The organism is Bacillus sp. MRMR6, assembly GCF_001940785.1.
In the GTDB taxonomy this organism is placed as follows: domain Bacteria; phylum Bacillota; class Bacilli; order Bacillales; family Cytobacillaceae; genus Neobacillus.
Genome location: NZ_MSLS01000023.1, coordinates 32,836 through 45,947 on the forward strand (window position 1 = coordinate 32,836; position 13,112 = coordinate 45,947).

11 protein-coding genes are annotated in these 13,112 nt (G+C 40.5%); 2 read left to right on the forward strand and 9 right to left on the reverse strand.

Going from position 1 to position 13,112, the window contains the following annotated elements; genetic code table 11:
* Window positions 1-35 precede the first annotated feature (35 nt).
* From BTR25_RS18560 to BTR25_RS18570, 3 genes are all read right to left on the reverse strand, one after another.
* Window positions 36-866: a carbohydrate ABC transporter permease gene (locus BTR25_RS18560; protein ID WP_075689539.1), complete on the reverse strand. Its 831-nt coding sequence runs from the start codon at window positions 864-866 to the stop codon at window positions 36-38.
* 6 nt (window positions 867-872) lie between these two features.
* Entirely contained in the window at window positions 873-1,763 is an 891-nt protein-coding gene (locus BTR25_RS18565) for a carbohydrate ABC transporter permease (RefSeq protein WP_075689540.1), read from the reverse strand.
* Between the two features lie 143 nt (window positions 1,764-1,906).
* Window positions 1,907-3,175: an ABC transporter substrate-binding protein gene (locus BTR25_RS18570; RefSeq protein WP_254842746.1), complete on the reverse strand. Its 1,269-nt coding sequence runs from the start codon at window positions 3,173-3,175 to the stop codon at window positions 1,907-1,909.
* Between the two features lie 1,130 nt (window positions 3,176-4,305).
* Between BTR25_RS18570 and BTR25_RS27745 the strand changes: the two genes are divergently transcribed.
* Window positions 4,306-4,470, forward strand: coding sequence for a hypothetical protein (locus BTR25_RS27745; RefSeq protein WP_175596828.1), 165 nt, complete (start codon window positions 4,306-4,308; stop codon window positions 4,468-4,470).
* A gap of 339 nt (window positions 4,471-4,809) precedes the next feature.
* Here the strand turns inward: BTR25_RS27745 and BTR25_RS18575 are convergent, their stop codons facing one another.
* On the reverse strand, window positions 4,810-5,271 hold the full coding sequence (locus BTR25_RS18575) for a hypothetical protein (protein ID WP_075689541.1): 462 nt from the start codon (window positions 5,269-5,271) through the stop codon (window positions 4,810-4,812).
* Between the two features lie 101 nt (window positions 5,272-5,372).
* A complete protein-coding gene (locus tag BTR25_RS18580; RefSeq protein ID WP_075689542.1) occupies window positions 5,373-6,353 on the reverse strand; it encodes an aldo/keto reductase in 981 nt (326 codons plus the stop codon).
* A 199-nt stretch (window positions 6,354-6,552) separates the two neighbouring features.
* Between BTR25_RS18580 and BTR25_RS18585 the strand changes: the two genes are divergently transcribed.
* Window positions 6,553-7,449, forward strand: coding sequence for an AraC family transcriptional regulator (locus tag BTR25_RS18585; protein WP_075689543.1), 897 nt, complete (start codon window positions 6,553-6,555; stop codon window positions 7,447-7,449).
* Between the two features lie 767 nt (window positions 7,450-8,216).
* Here the strand turns inward: BTR25_RS18585 and BTR25_RS18590 are convergent.
* The 4 genes from BTR25_RS18590 to BTR25_RS18605 all read right to left on the reverse strand — a co-directional run bounded on the left by BTR25_RS18590 (window position 8,217) and on the right by BTR25_RS18605 (window position 13,093).
* On the reverse strand, window positions 8,217-8,816 hold the full coding sequence (locus BTR25_RS18590) for a YesL family protein (protein ID WP_075689544.1): 600 nt from the start codon (window positions 8,814-8,816) through the stop codon (window positions 8,217-8,219).
* A gap of 44 nt (window positions 8,817-8,860) precedes the next feature.
* Window positions 8,861-10,363, reverse strand: a complete 1,503-nt coding sequence (locus BTR25_RS18595; RefSeq protein ID WP_075689545.1) for a glycoside hydrolase family 32 protein — start codon at window positions 10,361-10,363, stop codon at window positions 8,861-8,863.
* Window positions 10,364-10,366: 3 nt separating this feature from the next.
* Window positions 10,367-11,344 carry a PfkB family carbohydrate kinase gene (locus tag BTR25_RS18600; RefSeq protein WP_075689546.1) on the reverse strand — a complete coding sequence of 326 codons (978 nt, stop codon included), beginning with the start codon at window positions 11,342-11,344 and terminating at the stop codon, window positions 10,367-10,369.
* Window positions 11,345-11,500: 156 nt separating this feature from the next.
* On the reverse strand, window positions 11,501-13,093 hold the full coding sequence (locus BTR25_RS18605; RefSeq protein WP_075689569.1) for an ABC transporter substrate-binding protein: 1,593 nt from the start codon (window positions 13,091-13,093) through the stop codon (window positions 11,501-11,503).
* Window positions 13,094-13,112 lie beyond the last annotated feature (19 nt).

Sequence of the window (13,112 nt, forward strand, 5' to 3'; positions counted from 1 at the left end):
TTCCTAACGGTTTTGTCTCCCAAAAATTTAAGAATCTATTTAATTCCGCTTTGATTCACACCTTTAATAAAGGAGCGCTGGCCAATGATAAACAATAGAACGGCCGGAATCGTTGCGATTGATGTTAGTGCCATCAACCTTCCCGGTGAAGAAACGAAGCTTCCTTGCTGCATGATGGCAATCCCTGTTGTGATCGTTCTCATTTCAGGAGAGTTCGTTGTGACGAGTGGCCATAAAAAGTCATTATAGATACCCATAAAGGTAAAGATGGCTAATGTCCAGATAACAGGACGAGAAGAAGGCAGGACAACCTTCACGAATACTTGCCACTTGTTTGCACCATCCAGGAACGCCGCTTCTTCCAGCTCCTTAGGAAATCCGCGAAAATATTGATAAAGTAGGAATACGCCAAAGGCATTTGCAGAGTACGGAAGAATTAATACCGCATATGTGTCCAAAAGACCTAGTGCATTGAATTCCATATATAATGGCAAAAATGTAATCACCCACGGAATCGTCAATGATCCAATAAAAATGCTGATAAGTGTCTTTTTAAACGGGACATCAAGACGGGCCAGTCCATATGCTGCCAACGTATCGACGGAAAGGACAATCATCGTACCGACAAACCCGACAAACAGTGAGTTACCCATCCATTTCAATACCGGTGTATCGGTATTTCCAGCTAATGTATACTGATAATTTTCAAGCGTGAATACTTCCGGCAGCCATTTGATCCCTGCCGTGAAGGCTTCTTGATCCGTCTTAAAGGAAGTAGCCAGCATCCATAAAATCGGAACAATAAAGATCAAGCCTATGAGGACTGCTAAAATTACGATGAATGTCTTAAATGTTTTACTTTCCATGCTGGTCTACTCCTTTCGATTGGTGATTCGGAACTGCAAGACAGAAATAACAATCATGATTAGTGCCATTAATAAGGACATTGCCGCTGCATTTCCTAATTGGCGCTGTTTGAAAGCTTCATCCACTATGTTCATTAATAACACCTTTGTTTCAGTTCCCGGGCCGCCGCGTGTCATTAAGTACGGCTGACCATAGATATTAAATGAAGCGATTGTTGAAGTAATACTTACAAATAACATCGTTGGTTTGATGCTCGGCAGCGTGATATGAAAGAAACGCTGCCAGCGGTTCGCTCCATCAAGCGAGCCAGCTTCATATAATTCCTCAGATACATCATTTAAAGCATTAATGAAAATAACCATATTGAAACCAATCGTCCACCAGAGTGTGGCCATGACAAGTGAAACCCAAGCCCACGGGATATCGGTGAGCCACGGAATGATTGGCAGACCCCATTTCATCAGGTATTGATTGAACAATCCACTGTTTGTATCCAGCAGCCATAACCAAATGATCGCTACGACGGAAACGGAAACCGCATAAGGAACAAAGTACACGGTACGGAAAAAACCTTTGAATTTGCCTGGTAATGCGTTTACCAAAAGTGCCAGTCCCAATCCTACCATGATCAATAACGGAACACTGAAGATAACAAATTGGAAGGTATTCGTTAATCCTTCGAAAAATAGGTCATGTAAATATGAATCAGTATTAAAGATATTCAGAAAATTTTTGAACCCGACAAATTCTTGCTCTGGATTGAGCAAATCCCAGTTATGAAGACTCATCCATGCACCATAACCTATGGGAATTAAAAGGAAAACAACAAACAAAAACAAGTAAGGAAGAACAAACAGACTTGATGTCAATTGTGATTTCCAGCTTGATTTACTCATTTCTCTTCCTCCTTTCAGTTGATTGTTGATCAGAACTAGGTACGAGGGGTCGCGGTCGTACTCCTCTCCAATCAACCTCGTTGTCTTTAAAAATAAGGGAGACGTACGAATGAATAGTGCCACCCGTCCGCCTCCAATGTTAGTTACTTATTCAATAATTGTTCAGCCTTTTTATTTGCATCATCCAATGCTTTTTTCGGGTCCTTCTGTCCTAGCAGGGCAAGGTTTACTTCTGCCCATAGAGGATCGGATAATTGACCCCAGTTCGCAACCACTGGTGCAAATTTCGCATATTCAAATTCTGATGCTACAATCGGCTGCTGCTTCATCGCTTTGAATTCCTCGTTTTGTTCATAAATCGCTTTTGAAGCTGGTGCTTGTCCTGATTTCGCCCATTCCATTGTGTTCTCCGCAACGAATTTCAAGAAATCGGAAATACCTTCTAACTTTTCTTCATCCTTTACAGTTGCTGGGATAACGAAATTATGTCCGTTAGCATACACAGCCTGTTCTTTTGTTCCAAGCTGCGGAACTTCTGCTACACCATAGTTGATGCCGGCTTTATCCCATTGCTCCATCATCCAAGGACCATTTAGGTGCATCGCATTTTTGCCTTGCAAGAATAAGGTAACTTCACCATCTTGTTGAACATTTTTAGGCGAAACATTTTCTTTGTGAATCAGATCGCTGTAGAACGTTAATGCTTCCACCGCTTCAGGGCTGTTGTAGTTTGGCTTGCCATCCTTCATTAACTCGCCGCCATTTTGGAATATGATCGTCGGGAAAATGAACTGATTTGGCCAAAGTGTCGGAACTACAAAGCCGTACTGATTCTTTGAAGAATCCGTCAGCTTTTTAGCCGCCTCGACGAAATCTTCACGATTGGTTGGCGGATTCTCCGGGTCTAAACCAGCTGCTTCAAACAAATCTTTGTTATAATACATAACTAATGGATGGATATCCAACGGAATCGAATATTGTTTGTCATCAATATTACCCGCATTCCAAGCCGTTTCGGAATAATCCTCTGCTTTAACAGCAGTCTTGTCAATCGTATCGGTTAAGTCTTTTAATAAATTCTTATCAGCATAATTTTTCATCTGATCTGTATGCATGACTAACACATCAGGTGCATTCTTTTGACCGGATAAAGCAAGGTCAACGGTTTTATAATAATCTGACTGAGGTACAATTTGAAAATCCACTTCGTATTGATCCTGCGACTTATTGTAGTTTTCAACAATCGTCTTCATCCGCGGGCCATCTGCACCAGAGAACGGAGCCCAATAGGTAATCTTATTTCCATTTCCACCTTCAGATTTCGTCGTTTCCTCTTTCGCTCCTGCACAACCTGCTAGAGAACCAAGTGTAAGAGCAGCCGTCATTGCAATACCTAGCCATTTGTTTTTCAATATTGTCTCCCCCTAAGGAAAAAGTGTTTTTACTTAACTAACCGAGAAAGGTTTTTTGATAACACTTATTGGTTGGTTAGTTAATTTAATTTACCAACTGACTTAATCATATTATTGAAAGCGCTTTTTGTCAATTATATATTTTAAAAGATACATAGGGACGGTTCTTAAAGCGGACAATCGGAAGTTTTGCGCGTAAAAAGGCACAACTAGCGTTAATGAGCTAGTTGTGCCTTTGATGATTTTTAAGCAGAAGATCATTGCGCAAAATTATTGATTGCCAGAGAAGGATGAAGTCGCGGCCCTCGCTAATGAACTAAAATATGGTAACCCCACCAAAAATAAATTTTTATTCGTAGAAGGATTTTTTCAATTTACGTCGTATTGGGGATTCAATCCGATACTTATTTTTCATACATTTTTATACAAGTGTTCGCAACTATTATACAGTATATTTAATTAAACTTCATTTGAATTTTCTTTTAGAGCCATCGCGTAGCGATTTCGTTCTTCTACTGCTTCTTCAAATATGATGAACTTTCCTTTCAATATTTCAAAAAAAGGAAGCAGTAGAACCGCCCTGCATTATCCCCTTACCGCCCGCTCTGGAGGACTATTTCCAACGACAAAGCAAGCGTTCAGCCAAATACAAAGTGCATTTGAAATCCGCTCCAAAATTGACTTGGCACTGGCTACATAGTCTAGTCACCGTTTACGGTAACCAAAGCCAGACTCTGTTGACCGTGCTAGCTCCATTTCGCTGGTTACGGTAACCAAAGTGGACCTAGTTTTTTATGAGCAGTTTTTGTCGAGGACCGGTCACAGCCTTCGATGTACTTCTGCTATAAATATATAAAAACTAGAAATCATACAAAGGGACACGTTTTAATACTAATCAAACGATTGTGTAAAACGGAACATAGTAGGATGAAAGAAGAAGTTTACTTATTAGGTCCCAATGAACTTTAACATAAGATTAACAATTGCTTAATATCTAGTAATAATTTATTAACAATCATTTAGTAATATATTTTTAGTGGGGATAGCAGGTGTGGCTATCATGGTATTTGGCGAAGGAGGAGCCGATACTCGTATTCTTTTTACATATAGCTTTTAAAAGGGGGATTTAGATGCAAAAGCCATTAGTTCGGTACAATGAAATGAATTATTTTCTTCTTTACCGGTACTCCTCAGATTATTGCGAAATTCAAGACGTAAACTCCCAATTTAAAATTCTCCTTGTCCACAGTTCTGACGTATCTTTAATACCATCAAAGAGTGATCCTGTTCAGTAAAAGGAAGCAGTAGAACCGTCCCCGTGAACACCTGAAATAAAAAAGACTCCTTCATTGGAGTCTTTTCCGACACTAACGCCAGAGAAGTAGTCTTACCCAAACCCGCCAAATCCAGCGGTTCATCCTTACCCGCATCATTTCACTCCAACTGATTTGAATGTACAACTACCGTTAGTATATTTTTTCAAGGTAAAATGGAGTGGACTAATTCATAATATGGAACAAAAATCCAGACTATTAAGAGGCCATGGGCTCATGAGTCTTACTTATTGCTCAATCTCAAAATCACATATGAGCTATCGGGCTAATTCTAAGGAAGCAGTAGAACCGTCCCCGTGCTTATCCCTTCGCTTTTTCATACAAATACTGTACTCCGTACAATATATACGCTTTGTAGTGTATGTATAGAAAGAATTGAAAATAGGTTAACCGCTTTAAACGAACAATTTTCACCTTTTTTAGAAAAGGCATCACGGAAAAAGCAAATAGACTATTAGCAAGAACATTAAGTAACACAAACTTTTTAAAGTTTCCATAGGAAAATTTAAGTATCCACATCGAAAGAGGCATATAAGGTCCAATATCGAAAGGAAGTTCATCCCTTATAAATACATTTGGCTTATCGTAAAACTTCCACCACTTCTTTTTATGGCCATATACATGATTTAAAATCTCAAAAATAACGATAAATACACCCGATAAGGAATAACGTTTAAAATCACGCTTACCTATAAATAACATGGATAACCAGGAAACAAGTATTAACAACACATTCAAAATCTTATGCCTTTTTGAAATCATCTGTGGATTTCACCTCGTCCGAATTCTTGCATTCTCTCCTTAAGTTATCCAATATTCAAGAAAAAAATGTAATTAATAAAACAGTACTTTTAAATAAAGGTTCAACTATGACCGATTATTGGATGCGGTACATATGGCTCTTCAAGAAACGCAATTTCTTCAGGTGTTAACTTAACTGATAAAGAACCTACAGCACCTTCGAGGTGGGAAATTTTCGTTGCACCAATAATAGGAGAGGTGACAGGTTCTTTCTGAAGCAGCCAGGCAAGTGCGATATGAATACGTGGAACCCCATGTTTTTCTGCCATTTCAGCAACGCGATCTACAACGTGTCGATCTGCATCTGCGGTTGCATCATATTTTGATTTTAGTATAAAATCTGTTTCAGAACGATGGGTTGTTTCCGACCAATCACGAGTTAATTTTCCTGAAGCAAGCGGACTATAGGGAGTTACTCCGATTTTTTCTTCTTTACAAAGAGGCAGCATTTCCCTCTCTTCTTCACGGTAAATCAGATTGTAATGATTCTGCATTGATACAAAGCGAGTCCAACCGTTTTTTTCAGCGACATGTAATGCTTTTTGGAATTGCCAAGCGTACATGGCTGATGCACCAATATACCTTGCCTTCCCTGCCTTCACCACATCATGTAAAGCTTCCATTGTTTCTTCAATTGGAGTATTGTAATCCCACCGATGGATAATATAAAGGTCTACATAATCGGTTCCCAATCTCTTCAGGCTCTTATCCATTTCACTCATAATCGCCTTTCGTGATAAGCCTGCACCATTTGGTCCTTCATGCATTCTACCATGTACCTTTGTTGCAAGAACAATTTCATCTCGATTTGCAAAATCTTTTAGGGCACGTCCAAGGAATTCTTCACTGGATCCCATTGAATACACATTTGCCGTATCAAAAAAGTTGATTCCAAGCTCCAGTGCTTTTTTGATAATAGAGCGACTTTTCTCTTCATTCAGTACCCATTGATGGATCCATTTGTCCGCTTCACCAAAACTCATACACCCGAGACAAAACCTAGATACACCCAATCCTGTATTACCTAGTTTTACATATTCCATTTATTCATTCCTCCCTTTCATTTACTAGCACATTTCAGTTTAAGTTCAGCTATTGCATGTTTTATTATGTCGCAAATGTTAAACAAACCGTTAACTCATTACTATCAAGTTTTTGCCTAATCCTCTCAACAACCTATCCACCCCTGCAAATATCGAGTAGAATGAAAATGTTGAAGGCGAAGAAAAAGGAGAATGAGTTATGCCAGAGCAAATTGACAAACAGCAGCGTGAACTTACAAAAATCATTGAACGTTATACAAGTCAGGACGGTGTTCATCCTACCTCAATTCCATCTTTATTTCTCATCCGTGAATCCATTATTGCCGAACCTATCTCTAGAGTTAACGAGCCTTCTTTTTGCATAATTGTCCAAGGGGAAAAAGAGGTATGGTTGGGAGAGGAATGCTTTAGGTATGGTCCTGGCCATTACATTGTGGCATCCGTTGACTTGCCGGTAACGGGGCAGGTAATAAAGGCTTCTTCCGACTCTCCATATTTAGCACTCAAACTTGAATTTACCTCGAGCGAAATCTTAGAGGTTTTGAGTGACAAAGATCTTCCATCTGGACAGAAAAAAAATGCGAAACGAGCCATGTTTACTAGTAAAGCAGAGCCATCATTATTGGATGCAGCATGTAGGTTAGCGTGTTTGTTAGACAATCAAAAACATATTCCAATACTTGCTCCACTATTTAAGAAAGAAATACTTTATTGGGTTCTAGAAGGTCCGCACGGGGAAACACTGGAGCAAATGGCATTAGAAGGCAGCAATTCCATCCGAATCAGAAATGTAATCGAACATATCATTCATCACTATGAAAAGTCTTTTCGAATAGAAGAACTAGCAAAAATAGCGAATATGAGTGTAGCATCGCTTCATCGGCATTTTAAAGAAGTAACTGCTATGAGCCCTATTCAGTTTCAAAAACAATTGAGATTGCAGGAAGCTAAGCGTTTGTTATTAGCTGAGTCATCAGATGTAGCTGATGTCGCATTCAGGGTGGGTTATGAAAGTCAATCTCAATTCAGTAGAGAATATTCCCGCATGTTTGGTTATTCACCTAGAGCGGATATAAATAGACTGAGAGAGAATTAAATTTAATCCAAAACGGGGTTGAGTCCAATCCAACAAATATACCAAAAGTGATGGCTTGGATAGTAGTCCAAGCCAAAGGAAAGCCGCCTTAAATATGTGACGGTTTATGGGGTTATTTCAAGAAAATACTCCCTACTTAGTTTGGTAGAAATATATCGCATTAAACTTTAGCTTATGCTAGATGGAACGGTTCAATTAGAATTTTATTAGGATGGTGCTCCGAGTTTTTCAAATTTATAACCTCCCCACCATTCAACAATTCTCATACCACTTAAACTCTCCAAACGCCTTTATATAAACGAAAACATGAAATCTAATCAAACGTTTGATTAGCACCAAATTTCCTAACCAATCGTTTGATTAAATCCAGGCAAAACCTTTTTGTTAAACGAACTCACGCTAGTTTTTGGGAGCAGTTTTTGTCGAGGACCGGTCACAGTCTTCGATATACTTCTACAATAAATCTATATAAAAACTAGTAATCTACACAATTGGACACGTTTTGATACTAATCAAACGTTTGATTAAAAGTGAATTTTGCTTGATGAATAAAGAGGTTTTATACTAAAATTGGGTAGAAATTTGTCATTCTAAAATACCACATCCCAACTCACTTAGCTGACATAAAAAAGGTCAAGTATTCTTGCACACCACTGGCAAGAATACTTGACCTTTTCCCTTCCTATATCATGTTGATTAAGTGCACGAGAACCGTCCCTGTGCATCCCCAAAAGGAAGCAGTAGAACCGTCCCCATGCATCCTCCCGCTAACTCATTTCCACCACCTGGTCAAACCATTTTTGGCATAGATGGTAGATGATGTAGGCTGAGGGGCTGCCGATGATGAAGATGGCTGCTGGGTAAACCTGGATGATGGCTATACATGCACCGAGTATGAGTAATAATAGTATGGTTAGGATAGGATTCATCAATGAAAAGAGAAAAGCATTTCGAATCACATGCCTCCAGCCTAGCTCGAAATGGACCATTATTGGAAATAGATACATGGAAATCGAACTAAACAACAAAATGGCCAGAATTAAGATGATATAGAGGATCAGCTGAACTGCCGAACTACTTGGGTCGATGATCCGATAATCAAAGTAAAGAAAAAGCCCAACCACCGTCCAGAGTAGCGAAATGAAGAAGCTTTTTTTGAAATTCTCCTTAAACAGCTGAAAAAACGATTTAAAAATACCATCGGTTTCCTTGTGCAAGATTCGTTTGCGGACAACGCCAAACAAAGCAGCGGTAGCTGGGAAAAAGGTAATAAGCGGGAACATGGCCAAAACCCATAGTACATTCAGTAGAAATAAATCTACTACTGTATTTAAACTGGAAAATAATCGATTGTTGAAAATGTTCATTTTGTCCTTCCCCCTATTCCCTTTTTACAGCATGACAACAGGTACTACCGCCAAACAGATTTCATCTTATAAAGCTCTAACGACTGTAATCGTACTTCCCCATTTTTAGCATATAGCTCCATCTGCACGCTTTCCTCTTTTGGAAAAATTAAGTCTGTTATAACCGACTCACCATTGTTTCCAAACACCTCAACAGAAGACCGATCAACCAGAACATGCAAGCTAATCTTATGATCTCTTATCAACAGTTGACACTCATGCTTAGCAGCGAAATGCTGATGGAAATCAGCTTCTCCCGAATGGGTTCTATCTATAAATAATTGCTGGTTTTCAACGTCATACCCAACAATGGTGCCTTCATCCTCGCCCTTGCAAACCTTGAATCCGAATTCGGTTGCTGTTCCCATGGCTCCCAACTCGAAAGTGGCGGTGATTTCAAAGGTGTTGCTGCTCATGCCTGCGAGAAGATTTTCCCCTGGTCTTACTACTTCATTCTCGATAGAAGATTTTTCACCACGAATCCCTTGTAGCTCACGAACCGGATTTTGGACAAGGCGAACTCCATCCACAGTGTTTTTTAGCTCAATGACTCTTGGAATCGTCATCGCACTCCGCCATTCCTTTGTTGGAGTTATCGTAGCATATTGCCAGTTACTCATCCATCCGATATAGATCCTTCTTCCGTCTTCTGCGGGAACATCCGACCAGCTGACCCCTGCATAATTATCACGGCCATGGTCAATCCACAAGGTGGTTTCCGGAGACTGATGGTTCGAAAAGGTCAAACCATTAAAATCTCCAATAAAATATTGCGTTCTTGAGCCTTCTTTATATTTTTCATGGCTGCCAATGCTGACGATCAACACCCATTTTTTCTGATTAGAATCACCATCTACGGGCAATTCAAACAGGTCAGGACATTCCCAAACACCTTTATGGGAGCCCTGTCCTTCTCCAAATTCACTGGCAAATTCCCAAGAAACTAAATTCTTCGAAGTATAAAACCGAATCACTTGCCCGGCAGCTAATACCATCACCCATTGGCTGGTTTCACGATGCCAGAATACTTTCGGGTCGCGAAAATCCGTAATGCTTTCTTCCTGAAGGACGGGATTTCCCTCATATTTCATCCATGTCCGTCCATTATCCTTGCTATAAGCAAGACTCTGCCTTTGACGCGGACGATCCGAATGAGGATAGGTATCCGCATGCGTAAAAATCGCCACTAACCCTGATTTCCCCTCAAAAAAACCGCTAGTATCGTTCCAATCCACAACGGCACTTCCTGAAAAAATTGTGCCATGTTCATCTGGAGCCAACCCAATCGGGAGGTGTTCCCAATGAATCAAATCTTTACTTACCGCATGGCCCCAGTGCATCGGTCCCCATGTTGTTCCATACGGATGATATTGATAGAACAAATGGTATTCTCCATGATAAAACACCATCCCATTCGGGTCATTCATCCATTGGCTCTCTGGAGTAAAGTGGAACTGTGGACGGTACTTTTCTGTGTAATAATCTGTTTTCTCTAAGACGTTCGTCATCGTTTACCTTCCACCTTTCTCGTTTTCTTTTTTCCAAAAATCTTCAATCTGATGCAGCGTCGGAATACTCGGTATTCCACCTTTGCCTGTCGTTGTTAACGCACCTGCTGCATTCGCAAACGACACCATTTCTTCCATATCTGACTGATTGATCAGCTCTAGAGGTTTATCCATTTCAAGAATTTTCGATAACACACTGCCTACAAAGGAATCCCCTGCCCCCGTTGTATCCACAACGTTTACTTGATATCCTTCTTTCCAGCCGTATGTCTGCCCTCCTCGATAAAAGCAGCCCTCTGGCCCTAACGTGACAAAGATCATCTCTGTTCCAAACTGTGCCTGTAAAACTTCAGTCCCTTTTACAACATCTCGGAAACCTGTTAAAAATTCCAATTCTTCCTCAGACATCTTTACGATATGGGCATATTCAAACCCCTTTAACATCTGCTTCTTAGCCGTTTCAAGTGATGTCCATAAGGGGATTCGTAAATTTGGATCATACGAAACAATTACATGATGCTTTTTGGCATATCCTAATGCGGTAAATGTGGCCGTGGCAGCGGGCTCATTTGTTAATGATAAAGAGCCAAAGTGAAAAATCCGCGATTCCTTAATCGTTTCTTCTCTAATTTCCTCTTTTTCTAGCATGATATCCGCACCCGGATTTCGGCAAAAACTAAAAGAACGATCTCCTTTTTCATCTAAGTGGACAAAAGCCAAAGTCGTATGGATGGTTTCCGAGAATAGAAGATTGCTCGAATCAATCTCCTCTGCTTCTAAGACCCCCTTAAGGAGATGACCAAATTGATCATGTCCGACTTTTCCAATAAATGCTGTTTTCTTATTTAACCTAGATAGAGCCACAAGCACATTAGCCGGTGCTCCGCCAGGATTGGTTTCAAATAATACGTGACCCTTTTCCGAATATCCGGACGGTGTGAAATCAATTAATACTTCTCCTATAGCTGTAACATCAAACATGCTCATCATCCTATATCTAATTTTTGGAAAGGTAGCTATCTACATAGATAGCCGGCAGTTGGATCCCAACGCCTAACTACCCAACTCCCCGTGGTCTGTATCACCCTTTTAAAAGGAAAAGCCAGACGAGAAAGGATGTCTGGCTTACTATGGGAATTATTTGTTATACCGATCAAGTCCTGTTTGGTAAACTTCCATTAATCGATCAAGACCCATATCCTTTAATTGCTTAACATACGCATCCCATTCCTTTTCAATGCCGCCATCGATGAGCCATTGCGCTTCTTTTTGCTTGACGAACGCTTTAATTTCAGGCTCAACCGTATTAATCACTTCCAGCTCTTCAGGGCTAAAGAAGATGGATGGATAGTTTTCTTTTACCATATGCGGCTTGTAATACTTCTCTAGAATGTTTAACCGTTCTTTCGCCCTTGGCTCCATGTCTACGACTGTGCCAAAATGCTCTTTTAAGACAACAAACGGACCGCCCGGAGCTACCTTTTGACGCAATTCACCCATTGCTACGCCAGCAGGAAGCTCTTTGTTCACTAGCATGCCGTTCGCATCTTCCTCGTAAATCTCACCGATCGGACCCCAGTTGATTTGGGCAGACATTTTTGGCTCAAATAATTGGTCAACCCAGCGCATCGTAATCTCAGGATTATTGTTCGCGGAGGTAATCACAAATGCATCTCTGCCATATTCGGAATAGTTAGACCTGCCAATAACCACTTTGCCATCCTTACCTTTTAACGGCGGCAACACCACATAATCATCCACCCGGTCAGTCCCTACAACTTCTGTATTCTCCCACCAAATGAAGGAGCCCAGGGTTGGATCCTCTGTTTTTCCTTTTGCAAACAGCTGCTCTGTCTTCTGAGTAACCACTTCAGGGTCAATCAAACCTTCCTTCACCCAGCCGTGATAATAGTTAATCGCTTCCTTAAATTCCGGCTGTACCGCTGTATAAATGACCTTGCCGTCTCTAACAATTCGATGGTCTGCTTCAAATGAGGAATCTGGTAATCCGAATAACCCGATTAAATCCCCTTCATTTCCGCACCAACCGTTATACCAGAAGGTCAAGCCAATTTCATCCTTCTTACCGTTTCCGTTCGCATCTTTTTCAACAAATGCTTTTAATACATCATGGTATTCTTCTAGTGTCGTTGGCATTTCCAGACCTAATTTGTCCAGCCAGGTTTTATTAATAAACATAATGTTAGGCATGGAGACTAAATCCATTTCTTCTGCCCGCGGAAGGGAATAAATATGCCCATCGGGTGCCGTAACCACCTTTTTCAAATCAGGACGCTGCTCAAATAATTTCTTTAAGTTAGGTGCATATTCGTCAATTAAATCCTCTAGTGGGATAATCGTACCGTTTTGGCCATATTGGACAAGGTCATGGTCAGAAAAGCCAGAAGCATAGAAGGCATCAGGCAGGTCGCCGCTCGCTAGCATTAAGTTTTTCTTTTCTTGGTAACCTTCTCCCGGAATATTGTTCCACTTTATTTTAACGTTCGTTGCTTCCTCAAGACGGTCGAAGATAACCATTTCCGAATAATCAGGTGCCAATGCAGCCTTTGATGAAACAATGTTTAACGTCACTTGCTTTTCTACAATCGGTAGACCTGTCTTATTAAACGCTGACTCTTCTACCTTCTCTGCATTGCTAGAGGAGTCCTTACTTGTGCAGCCAGTTAACGCGAGTGTTGCACTTAATCCCAAAGCTAAAGCGATTGTCATCCTCTTTTTCTTGTTCTTC

Bases quoted from the DNA above. Each gene is read 5' to 3' on its own strand.
- BTR25_RS18560 (WP_075689539.1), bottom strand. From the start codon at position 866: ATGGAAAGTAAAACATTTAAGACATTCATCGTAATTTTAGCAGTCCTC.
- BTR25_RS18590 (WP_075689544.1), bottom strand. From the start codon at position 8,816: ATGAACATTTTCAACAATCGATTATTTTCCAGTTTAAATACAGTAGTA.
- BTR25_RS18600 (WP_075689546.1), bottom strand. From the start codon at position 11,344: ATGTTTGATGTTACAGCTATAGGAGAAGTATTAATTGATTTCACACCG.
- BTR25_RS18595 (WP_075689545.1), bottom strand. From the start codon at position 10,363: ATGACGAACGTCTTAGAGAAAACAGATTATTACACAGAAAAGTACCGT.
- BTR25_RS18575 (WP_075689541.1), bottom strand. From the start codon at position 5,271: ATGATTTCAAAAAGGCATAAGATTTTGAATGTGTTGTTAATACTTGTT.
- BTR25_RS18565 (WP_075689540.1), bottom strand. From the start codon at position 1,763: ATGAGTAAATCAAGCTGGAAATCACAATTGACATCAAGTCTGTTTGTT.
- BTR25_RS18580 (WP_075689542.1), bottom strand. From the start codon at position 6,353: ATGGAATATGTAAAACTAGGTAATACAGGATTGGGTGTATCTAGGTTT.
- BTR25_RS18605 (WP_075689569.1), bottom strand. From the start codon at position 13,093: ATGACAATCGCTTTAGCTTTGGGATTAAGTGCAACACTCGCGTTAACT.
- BTR25_RS18585 (WP_075689543.1), top strand. From the start codon at position 6,553: ATGCCAGAGCAAATTGACAAACAGCAGCGTGAACTTACAAAAATCATT.
- BTR25_RS27745 (WP_175596828.1), top strand. From the start codon at position 4,306: ATGCAAAAGCCATTAGTTCGGTACAATGAAATGAATTATTTTCTTCTT.